Source organism: Streptomyces sp. NPDC015346 (genome assembly GCF_043078785.1).
GTDB lineage: Bacteria > Actinomycetota > Actinomycetes > Streptomycetales > Streptomycetaceae > Streptomyces.
In genome coordinates this window covers 329,070-351,048 of sequence record NZ_JBIBTW010000005.1, presented here as the reverse complement: position 1 = coordinate 351,048, position 21,979 = coordinate 329,070, and the positions used below count along the sequence as shown (strand labels likewise).

Genomic DNA, 21,979 nt, shown 5'->3' with positions numbered 1-21,979 from the left:
TAGCATTGCGTAATGATCTCCGTCGCGTTCGGTGACCGGTCACCCGTGTCCGCTCTGCGGTCTCGGTCTCGGTCTCCGGCCGCCGCTCGCCGTCGCCCCGCCTCGGATCCGGTCAGCGGCCCATCGTCGTGATCCACCGGTACTGCAGCTCCGGCCGGCCGATCTGTCCGTACTGCGGCGCCCGCGCCGCCCGCCCGTCCGTGACCAGGTGTTCCAGATAGCGGCGGGCGGTGATCCGCGAGATCCCCACGGCGACCCCCGCCTCGGCCGCGGTGAGACCGGACGGCGCGTCCCGCAGGGTCCGGGTGACGGCCTCCAGGGTGGGCGCGCTCAGCCCCTTGGGCAGCGAGGCCGGCTGCGGGGTCCGCAGGGTGGCCAGCGCCCGGTCCACCTCGTCCTGGCCCGAGGCCTCACCCGCGGTGGCCCGGAACTCGGCGTAGCGGGTGAGCCGGTCCCGCAGGGTCGCGAAGGTGAACGGCTTCAGCACGTACTGGACCACCCCGAGGGACACCCCCTCGCGCACGATCGCGAGATCACGGGCGGACGTCACGGCGATCACGTCGGCGGAGTGCCCGGCGGCGCGGAGCGACCGGAGCAGCTGGAGGCCGTGGCCGTCGGGCAGGTACAGGTCGAGGAGGATCAGATCGACCGGCGTGCGGTCGAGGAGCCGCCCGGCGGCGGCCCGGGAGTGGGCGACCCCGGTGACGACGAAGCCCGGCACTCGCCCCGCGTAGAGCGCGTGCGCGTCCGCCGCGACGGGATCGTCCTCGACGACCAGCACCCGGATGGCATCGCCGGTGTCGCTCATACGGCCACCTCCGCTCCGGTCCCGGCGGTCGCCGAAGCCGCCACGCCGGGGGAGGGCGCGGACGGGGAAGGCGACGTCAGCGGCAGCCGTACGGTGAACTCCGCGCCGCCCTCCGGGGAGCGGGCCAGCGTCACCGTGCCCGACGCCCGGCTCGCCGCCTGGCGGACCAGGGCGAGACCGAGACCGCGGCCCGGCCCGTGCGTGGACCAGCCGCGCTCGAAGACCGCTTCCGCGTCGTCCTCGTCCACCCCGGGCCCCGAGTCGCCGACGCGGATCAGCAGCTCGCCGTCCCGCGCCAGGGCGGTGACCGTGACCCTCGGGTGACGCGTGCCGCTCGCCGCCTCGACCGCGTTGTCGATCAGGTTGCCGAGGATCGTGACCAGGTCCCGGGACGGGATCGCCGGCGGCAGCAGGCCGTCGTCGATGCGGCTGTCCTCGGTCAGGACCAGCTCCACGCCGCGCTCGTTGGCCTGCGCCGCCTTGCCGAGGAGCAGCGCCGCCAGGACCGGCTCGCCGACCGCGTCGACGACCCGGTCGGTGAGCGCCTGGGCCAGCTCCAGCTCCGCCGTCGCGAAGCCGACCGCCTCCTCCACCCGCCCCAGCTCGATCAGCGAGACGACCGTGTGGAGCCGGTTCGCCGCCTCGTGGGCCTGGGAGCGCAGCGCCTGCGTGAATCCTCGCTCCGACGTCAACTCGCCGGAGAGCGCCTGGAGTTCCGTACGGTCCCGGAGCGTGACGACCGTACCTCTGCGTTCCCCGCCGACCACGGGCCTGGTGTTGACCACGAGCACCCGGTCGACCGTCAGATGCAGCTCGTCCACCCGCGGCTCCGAGGAGAGCAGCGCACCGGTGAGCGAGGTCGGCAGCCCCAGCTCGGCCGCCGGCCTGCCCACCACCGTCGCGTCGAGGCCGAGCAGCTCCCGCGCCCCGTCGTTGATGAGCGCGATCCGCCGCTGCCCGTCCAGCATCACGAGCCCTTCGCTCACCGCGTGCAGCGCCGCCTCGTGGTAGTCGTGCATCCGGCTCAGCTCGGCCGCGTTCATGCCGTGCGTGTGCCGCCGCAGCCGGGCGTTGATGACGTACGTACCGACGCCGCCGAGCGCCAGCGCGGCCCCGGCCATCCCCAGCAGGGCCGTGACCTGCTCCCGTACCTGCGCGCTGATCCTCTCGATCGTGATGCCCGCGCTGACCAGGGCGATCACCCGGCCGTCGGCGACCACCGGCGCGACCGTGCGGACCGAGGGGCCGAGGACGCCCAGATGCGTCTCGGAGAAGGTCCGCCCCTGGAGCGCGGGCTCGATGTGACCGAGGTACGTACGCCCGATCTCCGCCGGCTCCGGATGCGTCCAGCGCGTCCCGTCCGGCGCCATGATCACGACGAAGGTGACACCGGAGTGGTGCCGCAGCGACTCGGCGTACGGCTGGAGCAGCGCCGTCGGGTCCGCCGAGCGGGCCGCCTCCACCACCGCGGGGGACTCGGCGACGGCCGTCGCGGTCGCGGTGGACTGGCGGCGCGCGGTCTCCTCGGCCTGGGCGCGGTCGGTGACGTACGCGAAGACGGCGCACCCGGCCACGATCGCGGCCACCAGCACGACCTGCATCGCGAAGAGCTGGCCGGCGAGGCTGCGGGGCCGGGGGAACGGAATGCGCATGCCGGTAAGTGTGCCTGCCGGAATTCGCACCGAGGAATGCCGTTCCCGAATCGTGCCCGATCGTTCCCGGATTTCCTCGGCCGCGGGCCTTTTCCCACTCCGCTTCCCGCTCCGTTTCCCGGTCCGTGTGTGAACGAAAGGAACGCAACGGTGACCCGGTTCACAGGCTGATGGATAGTCGCGGGGATCCACCGGGACGTGGACACCCATCAGCACGAGGAGGACCCCGTGGCCGCACAACGGGACCGTACCCATTACCTGTATCTCGCAGTCATCGGCGCGGTGGTGCTCGGCATCACGGTCGGTTTCGTGGCGCCGGGCGTCGCCGTCGAGCTGAAGCCGCTGGGCACCGGCTTCGTGAACCTGATCAAGATGATGATCTCGCCGATCATCTTCTGCACGATCGTCCTCGGCGTCGGCTCGGTCCGGAAGGCCGCCAAGGTCGGCGCCGTCGGCGGACTCGCGCTCGGGTACTTCCTCGTGATGTCGACCGTCGCCCTCGCCATCGGCCTGGTCGTCGGCAACCTGCTGGAGCCCGGCTCCAGCCTCCACCTGACCAAGGAGGTCGCCGAGGCCGGCGCCAAGCAGGCCGACGGGGCCAGTGAGTCCACCGTGGACTTCCTGCTCGGGATCATCCCCAAGACCCTCGTCTCCGCGTTCACCGAGGGCGAGGTCCTCCAGACCCTCCTCGTCGCCCTCCTCGCCGGCTTCGCGCTCCAGGCGATGGGCAAGGCCGGTGAGCCCGTCCTGCGGGGCATCGGGCACATCCAGCGGCTGGTCTTCCGCATCCTCGGCATGATCATGTGGGCGGCGCCGGTCGGCGCGTTCGGCGCCATCGCGGCCGTCGTCGGCGCGACCGGCGTCGACGCCCTGAAGTCGCTCGCCGTCATCATGATCGGTTTCTACGTCACCTGCGCCCTCTTCGTCTTCGTGGTGCTCGGCGCGCTCCTGCGGCTGGTCGCCGGGGTCAGCATCCTGGCGCTCCTGAAGTACCTGGGCCGCGAGTTCCTGCTGATCCTCTCCACCTCGTCCTCGGAGTCGGCGCTGCCGCGGCTGATCGCGAAGATGGAGCACCTGGGCGTCAGCAAGCCGGTCGTCGGCATCACCGTGCCCACCGGCTACTCCTTCAACCTGGACGGCACGGCGATCTATCTGACGATGGCCTCGCTCTTCGTCGCCGAGGCGATGGGCAACCCGCTCTCGCTGAGCGAGCAGATCGGCCTCCTCGTCTTCATGATCATCGCCTCGAAGGGCGCGGCGGGCGTGACCGGCGCGGGTCTGGCGACCCTCGCCGGCGGCCTCCAGTCCCACCGGCCGGAGCTGGTCGACGGCGTCGGCCTGATCGTCGGCATCGACCGCTTCATGAGCGAGGCCCGCGCCCTGACCAACTTCGCGGGCAACGCGGTCGCCACCGTCCTGGTCGGCACCTGGACCAAGGAGATCGACAAGGCCCGCGTCTCCGAGGTCCTGGCCGGCAAGGTCCCCTTCGACGAGAAGACCCTGGTCGACGACCACGGTCCGGCGTCGGCGGAGGAGGAGTCGCCCCTCCCGGACCAGCGGGCCGAGGACGACGAGGCGAAGGCCCGCGCGGGCGTCTGACACGGCCTCGCTCCCCGGGCCGAGCGCCTCGCGGCCTCGCGCCCCGGGCTGAGCGCCTCGCGGCCTCGCGCCCCGGGCTGAGCGCCTCGCGGCCTCGCGCCCCGGGCCGAGCGCCTCGCGGCCTCGCGCCCCGGGCCGAGCGCCCCGCGCCCTCGCGGCCTCTTCAGCCTCGCCGCCCCGCGCCACCCAGACCGCCCCGAGTCCCGGGCCTTGAGCCGGATCCGGGCCTCGGGGAACGGAGACGACCCCGGCCGCTCTCGCGGCCGGGGTCGTCGCTCGTCACGACGGGGCGGTCAGGAGAAGGGGATCCGGACCACCGACCGGTCGCCGACGCCGAGTGTGCTCGGCCCGTTCCCGATCGCGTTCCACACCTCGATCCGCACCCGGCCGTTCATCAGGTCCCCATGGCTCCCGGTGGCGGACTTCAGGCCTCTCGCCTGGGTGTAGTGCTCGTAGCCCGGTACGGGATCGGTCGCGAAGTACTGGTACGTCTCCACCCGCTCCCAGCTGCCGTCGCCGGTGCGGTCGTAACTGACCCGCACCTGCTGGCCGTTGGCCACGACCGAGCCGGCGTCGACGGACAGGTCGAACTGGGTCGAGCCGCCGTTGTACGTCCGCGTGATCGGTCCCGAGGTGAAGACCTGCGGATTGACGGGCGTGCCGTCGTGGTTGGCGCCACCGGCCGAGGCCAGGGACACCGTCGCCGCGGCGGCCGCGTCCCCGGCGCCGCCGCCCGTCCGCAGATACAGCTGCGAGGAACCCGAGGGCGGAGGAGTCGTCGGCGGGGGAGTGGTCGTCGGCGGCGGGGTGGTCGTCGAACCGCCGCCCCTCGTCCACACCGCCACGTAGTCGACCAGCATGGGCCGGCCCGGGACGGTCGCGGCCGTCGGCGTCTTCCCGGCCAGCGCGTCCGGGAAGGCCCCGCCCATCGCCACGTTGAGCAGGATGAAGTAGCCCGCGTGGCTCGTCATGTCGGCCCAGGCCTGGGCGCCCACCCGGGTCTCGTTCACGCTGTGGAAGAGCTGGTCGTCCACGTACCAGCGCAGCTCGTTGGGGGAGACCGAGCGGTCCCACTCGAAGCGGTACGTGTGGAAGGCGGACTGGCAGCTCGCGCCGGGGCACGTACGGCTGGCGCCGATGCCGGTGGTCTCGCCGCAGGGGCCGCCCGGGTTCACCCCGCAGTGCAGCACGCCCCAGACGGAGTTGACGCCGTTGACGTTCTCCATGATGTCGAACTCGCCGATGGCCGGCCAGTTCCAGTAGTTGCCCCGGTAGGGCGCGCCGAGCGCCCAGAAGGCGGGCCAGTAGCCGAGGGCGGCGTCACCGGTGACGTTCGGCATCTGGATCCGGCCCTCGATGCGCAGGGTCCCGCCCGCCGGGGCCTTGAAGTCGGCCCGCTTCGTCTCGATGCGGGCCGAGGTCCAGTTCCCCGCACCGTCCTTCAGCGGGGTGATCCGGAGGTTGCCGGTGCCGTCGAGGCGCAGGTTGTCGGGGCTCGACGTGTAGTTCTGTATCTCTCCGGTGCCCCAGTTGGCGGGGCCGCCGGGGTAGCCGTGGCCGGTGTCGATCTGCCAGTCGGCGGCGTTCGGCAGGGCGCGGTCGGGGCCGTTGAAGTCGTCGCTCCACTGGAGCGACCAGCCGGGGGCCGGGGGGACGGCGCCGCTGGCGCTGCCGGCTCCGCCGAGGCCGAGCAGGGCGCCGGCGGCGAGTGCGGCGGCGAGGAGCGAGGCGAGGAGGGGGGTGCGTCGGACGCGGCTCATGGGGACACCTCCGGTCAGGATGGTGCGCGAGGGGGGTTGAGAGCGCTCTCAGGCAGCTTTTGTAGTCGGAGACACGGGCCCCGTCAATGGGGCTCGTGCCTTCGGATGTCAAACGCTCAGCTCGGCCAACTCTTCGGCCGCCAGTACGAGTTCGGCCGCCGCCGCCGAGTCCCGTACCGTCTCCGGCCGGCTCGCACCCGGGATCGGGAGCACCGTCTCCGAGCGCGCCGGCAGCCAGGCGAGCGCCACCCGCTGCGGGCTGACGCCCCGCCGCCCGCGCCACCCGGTGGAACCCCCCGAACCGCCGGTGCTCCTCCCCGGGGTCTCCTTCCAGGGCCGACGCCCCGTCCAGCGAGCTGCGCGAGATCCCGCCCAGCGGGCTCCACGGCATGAAGGTGAGACCCGGTTCCGCGCAGCGCCGCAGCTCCGCCTCGGCGGTCCGCACCTCGGGCGAGTACCGGTTCTGCGCGGAGACCAGCCGCTCGCCCAGGACCCGCCGGGCCAGGCCGATCCGCTCCACGTCCACGTTCGAGATCCCGGCCGGCCGGATCGTCCCGGCGTCCAGCAACTCCCGTATCGCGCCCAGCGATTCGGCGTACGGGACGTCCGGGTCGGGCTTGTGCGGCTGGTACAGCCCGATCGCGCCCACACCGAGCCGGCGCGTCGAGGCCTCGGCCGCCCGCCGCAGGTGCGCGGGGCGGCCGTCGACGGTCCAGCCGCCGTCGGCCGTACGCCCCCGGCCGCCCTTCGTCGCCACGAGCACGTCGTCCGTTCGGCCGCCGTACGACGCCAGGGCCCGTGCCACGACGCGAACCCCTCCTCCCGGCGCAGGGCGCTCCCGCCGAGAACCGCCCTTGACAACCCGGCGCCGGTGCCGGTGGGATGAAGGAACTCGCGTCGCGTGCCGGTCCGCGCTGGAAAGCGGAGGCATGGAGGCAAGAGGACCGTAGGGACGGCTTTTGCCTCTCCACTTCAATTCACGAATCATTGATGAGTTCCGCACCAACGCCGGTGAACTCGGCGGCCCCTTCGAGGGATGGGCGCTCCTTCTCCTCACCACCACCGGCGCCCGGTCCGGAAAAGACCACACCACCCCGCTCGGCTTCGTCGAGGACCGGGACGAGGACGGTCGCGACCGGCTCCTGGTCACCGGCTCGGCTGGCGGCTCCGACCGCCACCCCGACTGGTACCGCAACATCCTGGTGAACCCCACGGTCACCGTGGAGCTGGGCACCGAGACCTGGCGGGCCACCGCCGTCGCCGCCACCGGCGCCGAGCGCGACCGGCTCTTCGCCAAGGTCGTCGCGGCGGCCCCCGGCTACGCCGACTACCAGAAGGCCACCGACCGGATCATCCCGGTCGTCGCCCTCTACCGGGTCCCCGAGGACACCTACACCCCACCGGACCGGCTCGACGCCCTCGCCGACGAGCTGATCAAGATCCACGACTGGCTGCGCTCCGAACTCGCCGCCCTCGCCGAGGGCCTCGGCTCCCGCACCGCCCCCGGACTCACCGTGGAGCTGCGCCGCCACTGCCTGACCTTCTGCTCGGCGCTGGCCGTCCACCACGGCGGGGAGGACGCCGGCCTCTTCCCGTACCTGGCCCGCGTCCATCCCGAGAAGGCCGGGGTCTTCGCCCGCCTCCAGGCCGAGCACGCCACGGTCGGGCGCGCGTTGGACGACCTCCAGACCCTGCTCGCCCGCCTCGACGAGGCGGAGCCAGGGGCGCTGCGCGCGGACTTCGACCGGCTCCGCGGGGAGCTGGAGACCCACTTCGCGTACGAGGAGGAGCAGGTGGTCCCGCTGCTGCGCGACAGCGCCTGACGGGACGGAGGGGGAGCGGACCGCCCCGTCCTCACTTGCCTTGACGTCGGCGTCAAGGCGTACGTTTCCAGGCATGCGAATCGGCGAGCTGGCCGAGCGGGCTGGGACGACCACGCGGACTCTGCGCTACTACGAGTCCCGTGGCCTCCTGGCCGCCCGGCGCACGGAGAACGGCTACCGCACGTACGACGAGGACGACCTGCGCCTGCTGCGACAGATCCGGACCCTGCAGGACTTCGGGTTCGAGCTGGAGGAGACGCGGCCGTTCGTGGAGTGCCTGCGGGCGGGCCACCCGGCGGGCGACGCCTGCCCGGCCTCGCTCGCCGTGTACCGGCGCAAGCTCGGGGAGCTCGACGCGCTCGTCGAGCAGCTCCAGGCGGTGCGCGCGCAGGTCGCCGCGCAGCTGCTGCGGGCCGAGGCGGAACTGCCGGGCGGCCCGGAACCCACATGCGAACTCGGAGGATGACGGAATGATGCGGGTGGAGGGGGTCACCACGGTGACCGACGCCGACTTCGACACCGAGGTCCTGGGGGCGGGGCTGCCGGTCCTGGTGAAGTTCACCGCGGACTGGTGCGGCCCGTGCCGCCAGCTCGCCCCGGTCCTCGGCGCGGTCGCCGAGGAGGAGGCGGACCGGCTGAAGATCGTCCAGCTGGACGTGGACAGGAACCCGGAGGTCACACTCCGGTACGGCGTGATGGCGACGCCGACACTGATGGTGTTCCGGGCGGGCGAACCCGTGAAGTCGATGGTGGGCGCCCGCCCGAAGCGCCGCCTCCTCCAGGAACTGGAGGACGTCCTGGCCCCCGCCTAGGGGGTTTCTCACCCGCGCAGGGTGATCCGGACGCGTCGGGTGAGCCGGTTGACGCCCGTGACCTCGAAGGTCAGCTCGTCCCCGGCGCGCGGCGACCCGCCGTCGAGGTCGGCCGCGTCGACGTAGGCCTCGACGCCGTCGGCGACGAGCAGGAAGACGCCGGAGGGGACCGTCCTGGTGACGCGTCCCGTCCGGACGCCACCGAACCCGCCGCGCGCGAAGGCGGCCAGCGGGTCGGGTTCCAGCGCCTTGAGCGAGAGGAAGATCCGGTCCCGGCTCCGGTCGACGGCCAGGACCTCGAAGGCGAGTTCCTGACCCTCGGCGATGACGTCGCCGGGCACGTCGTAGAACCCCCAGGACACCTCGGGGATGTTCATCATCCCCTCCACCCCGCCCAGTTCGACGAAGGTCACATGGAAGCTCGCGATGCGCGAGACGACGCCGACGCGGACGTCGCCGCGCTCCAGGCCGTCCAGGAACGCCTCACGTTCCGCCCCCCTCAGAGTCAGGATCTCCCGCGCGTCCGCGAAGGCCGCCTCGCTCAGGAGGGGACGCCACCGGGTGAAGAGCCGCAGCAGCGGGCCGCCCCACCGGGCGCGGAGCTCGGGATTCACCACCGCCAGATCCAGCTCGTTGGCCGCCGTCAGCTCCGCGAAGTCCGCCCGTAGCGGCCGCGTCGGGGTGAGCACCGCACCGGTGAACCGGTCCCGGAAGGGCCCGTCCGCCTCGCGAAGACCCGCGTACGAGAATTCCCGGTCGCAGCTCGCATAGGAGTACACGAGTTCCTCGGCCTCCGCCCCGATCGCCGCGGCCAGCTCCTCACGCCGCTCCAGCGGCAGCAGGCCCTGGGCGAATCCGTCCGTACCGTAGAAGGCGTGGCACAGGCCCGCCAGCCGCAGGGCGTCCCGCGCGCCCCAGCCCGCCAGCCGGGCCTCGACCCGGTCGAGGTGGGCGAGCAAGGTGCCGCCCGGGTGCTCGATTCCGTCCGCCCCTCGCGCGATCAGCAGATCGCGCGCCGCCGTGAATGCCGCAACTCTCCCCATGGCGCACAAAAATACCCCGACTAGAATGAGCAGTCGGGGTCGTTCATCGCGTATATTCATGGATTCCGTGTCATCGCATGACGGAGACGCGGAGGTATTCAATAAACGCACTGTATCGCGCCGGGAGTCGAATTGTCAACCGAGGAATTTCGGAAAGAGCAGCAATTCATCACCGAGCTCTACGCACGACTCGACGACCTGAGGGACGAGGCCGAGGCGGCCGTCGACCAGGCCCTGCGCACCCCGGGGGTCGGCAATCAGGGGCGGCTGGAGCGGGACGTGATGGTGGCCGAACAGTCCGGGCTGCTCGCCGCGTTCAACGCGGGGGAGACCGGGCTCTGTTTCGGACGGCTGGTCTTCCGGGACGGCCGCGACCATCACATCGGACGGATCGGCATCCGCAAGGACGACGCCGACCGCACGCCCCTCGTCGTCGACTGGCGCGCCGAGGTCGCCCGCCCCTTCTACCTCGCCACCGGGTACGAGCCGATGGGGCTCAGCCGCCGCCGGCACATCACCACCCACGGGCGTGAGGTCACCGCCCTCCACGACGAGGTCCTCGACCTCACCGACGAGACCCGGACCGGCTATGAGAACCGGGACGCCGACGAGGTGCTGCTCGCCGCCCTCGACGCCGCCCGCACCGGGCGGATGCACGACATCGTGCAGACGATCCAGGCCGAGCAGGACCGCATCATCCGCGCCCCGCACCAGGGCGTCCTCGTCGTCGAGGGCGGCCCCGGCACCGGCAAGACCGCCGTGGCGCTGCACCGGGCCGCGTACCTCCTGTACGCGCACCGCGAGCAGCTCGCCAAGCGGGCCGTCCTGATCGTCGGCCCCAACCCCGCCTTCCTCGGCTACATCGGCAACGTCCTGCCCTCCCTCGGCGAGACCGGCGTCCTGCTCGCCACCCCCGGCGAGCTGTTCCCCGGTGTCCACGCCACCGGCACCGACACCCCGCGCGCCGCCGCCGTCAAGGGCGACGCCGCCATGGCCGAGGCCCTCGCCCTGGCCGTACGGGACCGCCAGCAGGTCCCCGAGCGCGGCGAGCCGCTGATCGTGGCGCACGACGACGGCGACCTCGTCATCGACTGGGACATGGCCCTCGAAGCCCGCCACAAGGCCCGCGAGACCCACCTGCCGCACAACCTCGCCCGGCCCTACTTCGTCTTCAACCTGCTCGACGCGCTCGCCGAACAGCTCGCCGACCGCATCGGCGCCGACCCCTACGGAGGCCCGAACTTCCTCGGCCCCGACGACATCGCCCTGCTCGCCAAGGGCGTCGCCGCCAACCCGGACGTCCACGCCGCCATCGACACCCTCTGGCCGCCGCTCACCCCGGAGGAGTTCCTCGCCGACTACCTCGCCGAGCCGACCCACCTCTCCGAGGAGGACGCCGCGGCCGTCCGCCGCGAGGGAGGGGAGTGGACCCCCGCCGACGTGCCGCTCCTCGACGAGGCCGCCGAACTCCTCGGCGAGGACGACTCCGCCGCCCGCGCCGCCCAGGAGGCCGAGCGGCAGCGGCAGATCCAGTACGCGCAGGGCGTCCTCGACGTCTCCTACGCCTCGCGCACCTACGAGTTCGAGGACAAGGAGGAGCAGGACAAGGACGCCTCGGAGGTCCTCTCCGCGCACGACATCATCGACGCCGAGCGGTTCGCCGAGCGCCACGAGGAGGCCGACCACCGCAGCGCCGCCGAACGCGCCGCCGCCGACCGCACCTGGGCCTTCGGCCACATCATCGTCGACGAGGCGCAGGAGCTCTCGGCGATGGCCTGGCGGCTGCTGATGCGGCGCAGCCCCACCCGCTCCATGACCCTGGTCGGCGACCCCGCCCAGACCGGGGACGCGGCCGGCGTCGGCTCCTGGGAGGAGATTCTCGCGCCCTACGTGCAGGACCGCTGGAAGCTGGTACGTCTCGGGGTCAACTACCGCACCCCCGCCGAGATCATGGCGGTCGCCGCCGACGTCCGGCGCGAGGCCGACCCCGGCTTCCAGCCGCCGCGCTCCGTCCGCTCCACGGGCGTCGAGCCCTGGGAGCGGACCGTCGACGATCCGGTGAAGGAAACCGCCGACGCGGTCGCCGCCGAGCTGCGCGCCGAGGGCCGGCTCGCCGTGATCGCCCCGCCGGAGCTGCACCCGGCGCTCACGGCCGCGCTGCCGGAGGCCTCGTACGGGCCCGCCCCGGACCTGACCCGTCCGGTGGTGCTGCTCGACCCCCGGCAGGCGAAGGGGCTCGAGTTCGACACGGTCCTCGTCGTCGACCCGGACGCCGTGAGGGCCGGCGCCGTCCACGGGATCAACGACCTGTACGTGGCGCTGACCCGGGCCACCCAGCGGCTCGGCGTGATCCGCCCGGCCGCCTGATCACTCCCGGAACCGCCCTAGGGGCCCGCCGTGCGGCGGGCCCCCGCGGTCCGTCGCCGCTCAGGCGGGCCGCAGCCAGACCGTCGCGAGCGGCGGCAGTGTCATCCGTACGCTCGCCGTGCGGCCGTGGCACGGCACCGACTCGGTCTTCACCGGGTCGGCGCAGACCACGTCGCTGCCGCCGTACCGCGCCGCGTCCGTGTTCAGGACCTCCGCCCAGGCCGCCACCGTGTCCGGGACCCCCAGCCGGAAGTCGTGCCGCACGACGGGGGAGAAGTTGCAGACCGCGAGCAGCGGCGAGCCCTCCGCGTCGAAGCGGAGGTAGGCGAAGACGTTGTCCTCGGCCGCGTCCCCCACCACCCACTGGAAGCCCTCGGGCGCGGTGTCCCGCTCCCACAGCGCCGGGGTCCGGCCGTACACCGTGTTCAGATCCCGCACCAGGTCCCGTACCCCCCGGTGGTCCGCCGCCGCGCCGTAGGACGGGTCGAGCAGCCACCAGTCCGGTCCGTGCTCCGCCGACCACTCGGCACCCTGGGCGAACTCCTGCCCCATGAAGAGGAGTTGCTTGCCGGGGTGGGACCACATGAAGCCGAGGTAGGCGCGGTGGTTGGCGCGCTGCTGCCACCAGTCGCCGGGCATCTTCGAGACCAGCGCCTGCTTGCCGTGCACCACCTCGTCGTGGGAGATCGGCAGGATGTAGTTCTCGCTGTACGCGTACACCATCGAGAAGGTCATCTCGTTGTGGTGGTACTTCCGGTGCACCGGCTCCTTGGACACATAGCCCAGCGAGTCGTGCATCCACCCCATGTTCCACTTCATGCCGAAGCCCAGGCCGCCGAAGCCGCCGGGGCCGATCTGGTCGGTGGCCCGGGTGACACCGTCCCAGGCCGTCGACTCCTCGGCGAAGGTGATGACCCCGGGGCAGCGCCGGTACACCGTCGCGTTCATCTCCTGGAGGAAGGCGACCGCGTCCAGGTTCTCCCGGCCGCCGAACTCGTTCGGCAGCCACTCGCCGTTCTCGCGCGAGTAGTCGAGGTAGAGCATCGAGGCGACGGCGTCGACCCGCAGCCCGTCGAGGTGGAACTCCTCGCACCAGTACACCGCGTTGGCGACCAGGAAGTTCCGTACCTCCTTGCGGCCGTAGTCGAACTCGAGGGTTCCCCAGTCGGGGTGCGCCGAGCGGCGCGGGTCCTCGTGCTCGTACAGCGGCCGGCCGTCGAACTCCGCGAGCGCCCAGTCGTCGCGCGGGAAGTGCGCCGGCACCCAGTCCATCAGGACGCCGATCCCGGCCCGGTGCAGGGAGTCGACCAGGTACTTGAAGTCGTCGGGCGTGCCCATCCGGGCGGTCGGCGCGTAGAAGCCGGTGACCTGGTAGCCCCAGGAGCCGCTGAAGGGGTGCTCCGCGACGGCCATGAACTCCACGTGCGTGAAGCCCAGATCGCTGACGTAGGCGGGCAGTTGCTCGGCCAGCTGCCGGTACGTGAGCCCCGGCCGCCAGGACGGCAGGTGGACCTCGTAGACGGAGAACGGGGCCTCATGGTGGGGCCGGGCGCCGCGGCTCGCCATCCACTCGGCGTCGCCCCATGTGTGGTACGAGTCGGTGACGACCGAGGCCGTGTTCGGCGGGCACTCGGTGCGGCGGGCCATCGGGTCGGCGCGCAGGGTGTGGGACCCGTCGGGCCGGGCGATGTCGAACTTGTAGAGCGCGCCCTCGCCGATGCCGGGCACGAACAGCTCCCACACGCCGGTCGCGCCGAGCGAGCGCATCGGCAGGCCGGTGCCGTCCCAGTAGTTGAAGTCACCGCTGACCCGGACGCCCCGGGCGTTGGGTGCCCAGACCGTGAAGCGGGTGCCGGCCACGCCCTGGTGGATCATCGGCCGCGCGCCGAGCGCCTTCCACAGCTCCTCGTGCCGGCCCTCGCCGATGAGGTGGAGGTCGAGCTCGCCGAGGGAGGGCAGGAAGCGGTACGGATCGTGGACCGGGATCTCCTCGCCGTCGTAGCGGACCCGCAGCTCGTACTCGGGCACCTTGCGGAGCAGGGGCAGGAGGCAGGAGAAGAACCCGTCGCCGTCGTCGTGCAGCGTGGTTCGCCTGCCCTTGGCGAGGACGGTGACCTCACGGGCGTACGGGCGCAGCACCCGGATCGCGACTCCGCCGCGGACGGGGTGGGCGCCGAGGAGGCCGTGCGGGTCGTGGTGCTCGCCCGCGAGGAGTCGTGCCCGGTCGCCGGCGTCGAGCGGCGGCGCCTTCCGTACGCGCTCCGCGGTCTTGTCCGGCTTGGCCTCGGCCCGGGGTCCGGGCGTCTTCGTCGGGGGCACTGCCGTCTTGCGTGCGGATCGGGCGGTCACGGGGATGCCTCCTGCAAGGGGTTCGGAAGGGTGGGCTGAGGAAAACGCGCCGGTTCCCACGCAACCGCAACGGCGTACAAGCCGCACAGGACACTCGGCCGAACGGGGCCCCCGGGGTGCGGGGGCGTCACTCGGCGCCTGCCAGGCGTTCGATCGCGGCCATCGGGACGGGGAGCCAGTCGGGGCGGTGGCGGGCCTCGTAGACGACCTCGTAGACCGCCTTGTCGGTCTCGTAGGCGCGCAGCAGGGCCGGGTCCGCGCGGGGGTCGGTGCCGGCGGCCTCGGCGTAGCCGGCGCAGTAGGCGTCCCGGCAGCGGGCCGCCCACTCCGGGTTCCAGGGGCGGTGGGTGCGGGCGGCGTAGTCGAAGGAGCGGAGCATGCCGGCGACGTCGCGGACCGCGGGCTGGGGGCGGCACCGCTCCGCGAGCGGCTTCGCGGGCTCGCCCTCGAAGTCGATCACGGACCAGCCGCCGTCCGCCGACCGCAGCGTCTGCCCCAGGTGGAGATCGCCGTGGACCCGCTGGAGCCACCCGGTGCCGGAGGTGTCGCCCGCCGCGGCGAAGACGGCCCGCAGGCCGGGGACGTACGGCAGGAGCGCGGGCACCGCCTGGGCGGCGGCGTGCAGGCGCTGGTCCATCTCGCCCGCCAGGAGCTCGGTCTGGGTGCGGTGCAGCTTCTCGGTGGGCAGTGCCTCGGCGAGGGCGAGGTGCACCTCGGCCGTGGCCCGTCCGAGGGCGAGCGCCTCGCCGGTGAACTCCCTTCCCTCCGCGAGCGCGTCGAGCGCGAGCCGCCAGCCGTCCCGCGAGTCGCGCAGATAGGGCTGGAGCACGCCGAGTGTGTTCGCGCCCGTCTCGAACCAGGCGACCGGCTCCGGGACCCGGGCGCACCCCGCCCGGGCGAGGGCGAGCGGCAGCTCCAGGTCGGGGTTGGCGCCGGGGCTGACCCGGCGGAAGATCTTCAGGATGTACGTTTCGCCGTACACGAGCGAGGAGTTGGACTGTTCGGCGTCGAGGACCCGGGGGGCGAGGGCGGCGGGCAGGGTGGCCGACCCATGGAAGCGGAGCGGGCCGATCCGGCCCGGTGTGCGCAGCCTTTCGTAGAGCAGTCCGGCGAGCCGCGGGTCGCGCAGCCCTTCGTAGACCGCTCGGCCCGCCAGGGGGCCCTGCCGGATCCGTCCGATGAGGGCGGGGGCGAGGCGGGGTGGCAGCTGGGTCCTTACGCCCAGGAGGAGTTGGTAGCAGTCCGCGGGCGTGTGGGCCGGACGTGCCGGTTGTTCGACCCGTACCAGCAGATGCAGCAGACCGGGTCCCGTGCCGTCCAGCGGCAGCAGCTCGGTGGCCGCGTCCAGCGTGAATCCGGTGACCCGGCGCCCCTTGCCCGCGAACCAGCGCTGCCGGGGCAGCCAGTCATGGAGCAGGGGTGCGAGTGACGGAAGGAGGGCGGCCGGGGCCCGGGTGGTGGATGCGGTCTCCGGCATGGCATCGCGTCCTTTCCCCGGGGGGCGCATGAGTGGTTTCAAATGCGCAGAGTGTCCCGGATGGCGGCTTCGGCTGTCCGGCTGTGCGGGACGTGTCGGGCGGGGAAGATCCGTATGGGCCCGACAAGAAGGCCCGTATGGACCTGAATCGCCTATGTGTGGGACACAGTGCCCAGGGTGGCGCGGGGGAAACCGCCCCACCCCGGAACAATTGACTGACGGTGCGTCAGTTCACGGCCGTCTGGCTCTTCGTCACACGGCTCTTCTTCAGGCGGAACCAGTAGAAACCGTGGCCCGCCAGGGTGAGCAGATACGGCCACTGACCGATCGCGGGGAACCGCACCTGCCCGATCAGCTCCACCGGGTACATGCCGTCGAACTGCCGCAGATCCAGCTCCGTCGGCTGTGCGAACCGCGAGAAGTTGTTCACACAGAGCACCAGGTCGTCGCCGTCCTCCCGCAGGAAGGCGAGTACGGCCGGATTGGACGAGGGCAATTCGGTGTACGAGCCGACTCCGAAGGCCCGGTTCTGCTTGCGGATCTCGATCATCCGCTTCGTCCAGTGGAGCAGCGAGGACGGCGAGGCCATGCCCGACTCGACGTTGGTGACCTGGTAGCCGTAGACCGGGTCCATGATGGCCGGCAGCGTGAGGCGCCCCGGATCGCAGGACGAGAAGCCCGCGTTCCGGTCCGGCGTCCACTGCATCGGGGTCCGCACCCCGTCCCGGTCGCCGAGCCAGATGTTGTCGCCCATCCCGATCTCGTCGCCGTAGTACAGCACCGGCGAACCCGGCAGCGAGAACAGCAGCGCGGTGAACAGCTCCATCTGGTTGCGGTCGTTCTCCAGCAGCGGGGCGAGCCGCCGCCGGATGCCGATGTTGGCCCGCATCCGGGGATCCTTGGCGTACTCCGCGTACATGTAGTCGCGCTCTTCGTCCGTGACCATCTCGAGCGTCAGCTCGTCGTGGTTGCGCAGGAAGATGCCCCACTGGCAGCGGTCCGGGATCGCCGGGGTCTTGGCCAGGATCTCCGAGACCGGGGTGCGCGACTCCCGCCGCACGGCCATGAAGATCCGCGGCATCACCGGGAAGTGGAACGCCATGTGGCACTCGTCGCCGCCGGAGGCGAAGTCCCCGAAGTAGTCGACCACGTCCTCCGGCCACTGGTTGGCCTCGGCGAGCAGCACCGTGTCCGGGTAGTGGTCGTCGATCTCCTTGCGGACCCGCTTGAGGAAGGCGTGGGTGGCCGGCAGGTTCTCGCAGTTGGTGCCCTCCTGCTGGTACAGGTACGGCACCGCGTCCAGCCGGAAGCCGTCGATGCCCAGATCCAGCCAGAACTTCAGCGCCGAGAGGATCTCCTCCTGCACCGCCGGGTTCTCGTAGTTGAGATCCGGCTGGTGCGAGAAGAAGCGGTGCCAGTAGTACTGCTTGCGCACCGGGTCGAAGGTCCAGTTCGACGTCTCGGTGTCGACGAAGATGATCCGGGCGTCCGGGAACTGCTTGTCGTCGTCGGCCCAGACGTAGTAGTCACCGTACGGACCGTCCGGATCGGCGCGCGACTCCTGGAACCACGGGTGCTGATCGCTGGTGTGGTTCATGACGAAGTCGATGATCACGCGCATGCCGCGCTGGTGCGCCGCGTCCACGAACTCCACGAAGTCCGCCAGGTCGCCGAACTCCGGGAGCACGGAGGTGTAGTCGGCGACGTCGTAGCCGCCGTCCCGCAGCGGAGAGTCGAAGAAGGGCGGCAGCCAGAGGCAGTCGACGCCCAGCCACTGCAGGTAGTCCAGCTTGGACGTGATGCCCTTGAGGTCGCCTACGCCGTCGCCGTTGCTGTCCTGGAAGGATCTGACGAGCACTTCGTAGAAGACCGCCCTCTTGAACCAGTCCGGGTCACGGTCCTTGGCGGGCGTGTCCTCGAAGGTGTCGGGGACGGGTTCGTTGACAGTCATGAGGTGGGTGACCCTCCGATCGACGGGGACGGTCGCAGAGCGAGGACGTGCGCGGGCGTGACGCCCGGCTCGAGGCGCACATAATTGGCTCTGCCCCAGTGATAGGTCTCGCCGGTGAGCTCGTCGCGCACCGGTACGGTCTCGTGCCAGTCCAGGCCGAGCTCCGGCATGTTCAACGAGACCGTGGCCTCCTGGGTGTGGTGAGGGTCGAGGTTGGCGACCACCAGAACGGTGTTCGAACCCGACCGCTTGCTGTACGCGATCACCTGGTCGTTGTCGGTCGCGTGGAAGGTCAGGTTCCGCAGCCGGCGCAGGGCCGGGTGGCGGCGCCGGATCCGGTTGAGCGTGGTGATGAGCGGGGCGATCGTGGCTCCCGAGCGCTCCGCCGACTCCCAGTCACGCGGCCGGAGTTGGTACTTCTCCGAGTCGAGGTACTCCTCGCTGCCGTCTCGCAGCGCGGTCCCCTCGCACAGCTCGTAACCGGCGTACATGCCCCACGAGGGCGCCAGGGTCGCGGCGAGCACCGCCCGCACCTCGAAGGCGGGCCGGCCGCCCTTCTGGAGGTAGGCGTGCAGGATGTCGGGGGTGTTCACGAAGAGGTTCGGCCGCATGTGGGCGGCCGCCTCGCCGGACAGCTCGGTGAGGTATTCCGTCAGCTCCGCCTTGGTGTTGCGCCAGGTGAAGTACGTGTACGACTGCTGGAAGCCGATCGCGCCGAGCGTGTGCATCATCGCGGGCCGGGTGAACGCCTCCGCCAGGAAGATCACGTCCGGGTCCTTCCGGTTGATCTCCCCGATCACCCGCTCCCAGAACACGACCGGCTTGGTGTGCGGGTTGTCGACGCGGAAGATCCGTACCCCGTGGTTCATCCAGTGGCGCAGGATCCGCACGGTCTCGGCGACAATCCCCTTCATGTCCTTGTCGAACGCGATGGGATAGATGTCCTGGTACTTCTTCGGCGGGTTCTCCGCGTAGGCGATCGAGCCGTCGGGCCGGTGGTGGAACCACTCCGGGTGCTTCTCCACCCACGGGTGGTCCGGGGAGCACTGGAGGGCGAAGTCCAGCGCGATCTCCAGGCGCAGCTCGCGGGCGCGGGCCACGAAGGCGTCGAAGTCCTCGATCGTGCCCAGGTCCGGGTGGACGGCGTCGTGGCCGCCCTCGGGCGAGCCGATCGCCCACGGCACGCCGACGTCGCTCGGGCTCGCCGACAGGGCGTTGTTGGGGCCCTTGCGGTGGGTGGTGCCGATGGGGTGGATGGGCGGGAGGTAGACGACGTCGAAGCCCATCGCCGCGATGGCCGGCAGCCGCTCGGCGGCGGTACGGAACGTCCCGGAGACCGTCTTGCCCCGCACCTTCCGCACACCCTCGGAGCGCGGGAAGAACTCGTACCAGGAACCGAACAGCGCCCGCTCCCGCTCCACCTGGAGCGGCAACGCGGGGGAGGAGCTGGCCAGTTCGCGCAGCGGATGGCGGTCGAGGGCCTCGGTCACCTGCGGCGCCAGGGCGGCGGCAAGGCGGGCGGCGGCCGGACGGGACTCGTCGCGCAGCGCGTCGGCGGCGGCCAGCACCGCCTCGCGCCCGCCGCCCTTCTTCGGGACGCCCTTCGCCGCACGCTCGTGCAGCGCGGCGCCCTCGGCGAGCACGAGCTCGGAGTCGATCCCCGCCGGGATCTTGATCCTCGCGTGGTGGCGCCAGGTGGCCACCGGATCGCTCCAGGCCTCGACCGTGTACGTCCACAGGCCTTCGGCGTCCGGGGTGACCTCGGCGCCCCACCGGTCGGTGCCGGGGGCCAGTTCGCGCATCGGGGTCCAGGGCCCCGGGCGCCCGGACGGGCCGCGCAGTACGACATTGGCGGCGACCGCGTCGTGGCCCTCGCGGAAGACGGTCGCCGTCACCATGAAGGTCTCTCCGGCCACCGCCTTCGCGGGGCGGCGGCCGCAGTCGACCAGCGGGCGGACGTCCAGTACGGGAATACGTCCCATGAGCGGATTCACAGCATCACCTGAGGGTTTACGGGGGTGCGGGTGGTGGTGCGCTCTTTGTAGCTCCGTCGACGGCTGGCGGGTTGCGGGCATGGCCGCTCCTGTCCGCGTTCACTCGGATGGCGGGTCTACGAGGGTGTTCTTCCGTGCCTTCGGGGGGTTTCAAGAGGTGTTACCGGGTGAGCCTTCCACCCACTTCGGGTGGGCAATCCGGCGCTTTGTTAACTACTCGGGCGTAGCCGTGCGGACAAGCACCCGGCATCCAAAAGAAACCGGCCCCGTCCCAATGTAGGACGAAGCCGGTCCACCGCGCGCGTTGTGTTGACCCGTCAGCCCTGCGGCGAGGGCGACTCCTCCGAGTCGCCGGACCACACCTGCCACGGCTGACGCGTCACCCACTCCTCCACCGGCGCCGGACGCACCGTCAGCACCTCCGCCGAGACGCCGTCGTCGGCCGCCATCAGGAGCGGGTCGGTGCCGGCCGCCATGTAGTGGTAGATCCCCGCCACCCCGGCCGCCGTCTCCGGCCCGAGCAACTGTGCGAGGCCGCGTTCGAAGACGTCCGGCGCCAGCGGCAGATACCGCACCGTGCGGCCCAGACCCCGCCCGAAGGCCTCCGCCAGCTCAGGGCCCGTCAGCGAGCGCTCCCCGCCGATGTCGAAGGTGCGGCCCTCCAGACCCTCCCCGGTCAGCGCCGCGTACACCGCCTCCGCCAGATCCCGGTGCGACATCCACGCCGTCGGCGTGTCCTCGGGCAGCGGATAGGCCAGGACCCCCTCGTCGACCAGCGCGGGCCCGTTCCACGGCGAGAAGAGATTGTCCAGATACACCGGCGGCCGCACCACGACCAGCGGCACCCCGCTGTCCCGGAGCACCTCCTCCACGATCCGCCGGGTCTCGAACGCCGCCACCGAGGTCGGTCCCTGCGGCACCCGCGTGTTGGCGTTGTAGACCAGCCGCACGATCCCGGCGTCCAGGGCCGCGTGGGCGATGTTCCGTGCGTACAGGCGCACCCGCTCCGGCTCGTACACCAGCGGCATCACCACCGAGGCGTGCGTCATGCCCTCGAACAGCCGCCGCACGTCCCCGGCGCTCCCCAGGTCGCCGGCGACGAAGGACGCCCCCGGCAGCGGCGGACGGTCGCCCTCGGGCCGGCGGGTGAGCGTCCGTACCCGGTGGTGCCGCTCCGCCAGCAGACGCGCCACCGCGCCCCCCTGGAAACCGGTCGCTCCCACCACCGCGACCCTCATCGGAATCTGACTGGACATGTGTCGTCGAGGCCCTTCGATAGGCTGTGGCTGCTGCCGTGTCGGCTCTCTCAGGCTGGCGGCGGCGGCTTCGGCCGTTCAATTAACAAACCGGGGCGGAAGTTGAAGGATCGTCCATGGACATCGTGGGAACCGACTGTGACGACCAGCGCGACGACCTCCTGAGCGAGCTGCTCAAGCCGCTCCGCCTCACCGGCGTCTTCGACAGCCGGTGGCACGTCCGCGCGCCCTGGGCGATCGAGGGAGACGCCGAGCAGAGCTGTGCCGTCCTGCACTACCTCGTCGAGGGAGGCTGCTGGATCACCGGCGACGGCCAGACCCCCATCCAGCTGCACGCCGGCGACCTCATCGTCTTCCCCACCGGGATGGCCCACCGGCTCTCCGACCGGCCCGACCGCCAGGGCGTCCCGCTCAAGGCCGTGCTGCCCGAGCGTCAGCCCGGCACCTCCGGCGAGATCGTCATCGAGGGCAGCGGCGCCGAGAGCCGGCTGCTGTGCGCCGGACTCCACTACGATGCCAGCGCCGCCACCGGCCTCTACACCTCGCTGCCCTGGGCGCTCGTCCTCGACGGCGCCCAGGTCGACCGCGAGCCGCTGCTCCGCGACACCCTGCGGCTGCTCGCCTCGCCCGACCGGCCCGTCGGCCCCGGGGACCGGCTGATCACCCTGCGCGCCTTCGAGATGGCGCTGGTGCTCGCCCTGCGCCCGCTGCTGCGCGAGCTCACCGACAGCCCGGCCTCGCTGCCCGTGCTCCGCCACCCCGGCATCAGCCGCGCCATGGTGATGATCTCCACCCGGTTCGCCGAACCCTGGACCATCGAATCCCTCGCCCGCGAGGTCGGCATGTCCCGCTCCGCCTTCACGGCCGCCTTCCGGGAACTCGTCGGCGAGGCCCCCGCCCGCCACCTCACCGGACGCCGGATGCAGGAGGCCGCCCGGCTGCTCACCGAGACCTCGATCCCGCAGTCCGCCGTCCCCTCCCGCGTCGGCTACCAGAGCGCCGTCGGCTTCCACCTCGCCTTCCGCAAATGGTTCGGAATGACCCCGGGGGAGTACCGCTCCGGCTACGACAACGCCGCCTGACCTCGG

Annotated in this window: 15 protein-coding genes and 2 pseudogenes; 6 read left to right on the top strand and 11 right to left on the bottom strand. The window is 71.9% G+C overall.

From position 1 onward, the window contains the following. Nucleotides 1-112 precede the first annotated feature (112 nt). Together ACF06X_RS20580 and ACF06X_RS20575 are read right to left on the bottom strand one after the other, a co-directional pair. Nucleotides 113-808 (bottom strand): response regulator, encoded by a 696-nt coding sequence (locus tag ACF06X_RS20580; RefSeq protein ID WP_392288697.1) that lies wholly within the window; start codon nt 806-808, stop codon nt 113-115. Then, the gene (locus tag ACF06X_RS20575; protein WP_392288696.1) at nt 805-2,460 is read right to left on the bottom strand and encodes an ATP-binding protein; all 1,656 of its coding nucleotides are present in this window, start codon (nt 2,458-2,460) and stop codon (nt 805-807) included. The genes ACF06X_RS20580 and ACF06X_RS20575 overlap by 4 nt, the downstream gene beginning before the upstream one ends. Nucleotides 2,461-2,688: 228 nt before the next feature. On the opposite strand from ACF06X_RS20575, the gene ACF06X_RS20570 reads away from it, so the two are divergent. Further along, complete coding sequence (locus ACF06X_RS20570; RefSeq protein WP_392288695.1) at nt 2,689-4,059, top strand: cation:dicarboxylate symporter family transporter; 1,371 nt, start codon at nt 2,689-2,691, stop codon at nt 4,057-4,059. 293 nt (nt 4,060-4,352) lie between these two features. Here ACF06X_RS20570 and ACF06X_RS20565 read toward each other — a convergent pair whose 3' ends face one another. Beyond that, on the bottom strand, nt 4,353-5,819 hold the full coding sequence (locus ACF06X_RS20565; protein ID WP_392288694.1) for a glycoside hydrolase family 16 protein: 1,467 nt from the start codon (nt 5,817-5,819) through the stop codon (nt 4,353-4,355). 108 nt (nt 5,820-5,927) lie between these two features. Continuing rightward, a pseudogene (locus ACF06X_RS20560) lies at nt 5,928-6,648 on the bottom strand (aldo/keto reductase); the annotation flags it as partial. A gap of 130 nt (nt 6,649-6,778) precedes the next feature. On the opposite strand from ACF06X_RS20560, the gene ACF06X_RS20555 reads away from it, so the two are divergent. From ACF06X_RS20555 to trxA, 3 genes are all read left to right on the top strand, one after another. Further along, complete coding sequence (locus ACF06X_RS20555) at nt 6,779-7,642, top strand: nitroreductase/quinone reductase family protein (RefSeq protein ID WP_392288693.1); 864 nt, start codon at nt 6,779-6,781, stop codon at nt 7,640-7,642. 73 nt (nt 7,643-7,715) lie between these two features. After that, entirely contained in the window at nt 7,716-8,108 is a 393-nt protein-coding gene (locus tag ACF06X_RS20550; protein WP_392288692.1) for a MerR family transcriptional regulator, read from the top strand. A gap of 4 nt (nt 8,109-8,112) precedes the next feature. Continuing rightward, nucleotides 8,113-8,454, top strand: a complete 342-nt coding sequence (gene trxA / locus ACF06X_RS20545) for a thioredoxin (RefSeq protein ID WP_392288691.1) — start codon at nt 8,113-8,115, stop codon at nt 8,452-8,454. A gap of 8 nt (nt 8,455-8,462) precedes the next feature. Here trxA and ACF06X_RS20540 read toward each other — a convergent pair whose 3' ends face one another. Together ACF06X_RS20540 and ACF06X_RS20535 are read right to left on the bottom strand one after the other, a co-directional pair. Next, nucleotides 8,463-8,921, bottom strand: coding sequence for a S1 RNA-binding domain-containing protein (locus ACF06X_RS20540; protein WP_392289031.1), 459 nt, complete (start codon nt 8,919-8,921; stop codon nt 8,463-8,465). A 39-nt stretch (nt 8,922-8,960) separates the two neighbouring features. Then, a pseudogene (locus ACF06X_RS20535) lies at nt 8,961-9,497 on the bottom strand (DUF6817 domain-containing protein); the annotation flags it as partial. A 132-nt stretch (nt 9,498-9,629) separates the two neighbouring features. Between ACF06X_RS20535 and ACF06X_RS20530 the strand changes: the two are divergent. Continuing rightward, complete coding sequence (locus ACF06X_RS20530) at nt 9,630-11,864, top strand: HelD family protein (protein ID WP_392288690.1); 2,235 nt, start codon at nt 9,630-9,632, stop codon at nt 11,862-11,864. Between the two features lie 60 nt (nt 11,865-11,924). On the opposite strand, the gene glgB is transcribed toward ACF06X_RS20530, so the two are convergent. The 5 genes from glgB to ACF06X_RS20505 form a co-directional block, all read right to left on the bottom strand. Then, nucleotides 11,925-14,213, bottom strand: a complete 2,289-nt coding sequence (gene glgB, locus ACF06X_RS20525; RefSeq protein WP_392288689.1) for a 1,4-alpha-glucan branching enzyme — start codon at nt 14,211-14,213, stop codon at nt 11,925-11,927. Between the two features lie 127 nt (nt 14,214-14,340). Next, nucleotides 14,341-15,690: a maltokinase gene (locus ACF06X_RS20520; RefSeq protein ID WP_392288688.1), complete on the bottom strand. Its 1,350-nt coding sequence runs from the start codon at nt 15,688-15,690 to the stop codon at nt 14,341-14,343. 226 nt (nt 15,691-15,916) lie between these two features. Then, nucleotides 15,917-17,641 carry a maltose alpha-D-glucosyltransferase gene (gene treS / locus ACF06X_RS20515; RefSeq protein ID WP_392288687.1) on the bottom strand — a complete coding sequence of 575 codons (1,725 nt, stop codon included), beginning with the start codon at nt 17,639-17,641 and terminating at the stop codon, nt 15,917-15,919. After that, the gene (locus ACF06X_RS20510) at nt 17,638-19,623 is read right to left on the bottom strand and encodes an alpha-1,4-glucan--maltose-1-phosphate maltosyltransferase (RefSeq protein WP_392288686.1); all 1,986 of its coding nucleotides are present in this window, start codon (nt 19,621-19,623) and stop codon (nt 17,638-17,640) included. Before ACF06X_RS20510 ends, treS begins: the two co-directional genes overlap by 4 nt. 329 nt (nt 19,624-19,952) lie before the next feature. Beyond that, a complete protein-coding gene (locus tag ACF06X_RS20505; RefSeq protein ID WP_392288685.1) occupies nt 19,953-20,891 on the bottom strand; it encodes an SDR family oxidoreductase in 939 nt (312 codons plus the stop codon). A 116-nt stretch (nt 20,892-21,007) separates the two neighbouring features. Here ACF06X_RS20505 and ACF06X_RS20500 point away from each other — a divergent pair, with 116 nt between their 5' ends. Then, entirely contained in the window at nt 21,008-21,973 is a 966-nt protein-coding gene (locus ACF06X_RS20500) for an AraC family transcriptional regulator (RefSeq protein ID WP_392288684.1), read from the top strand. Nucleotides 21,974-21,979: the final 6 nt, after the last annotated feature.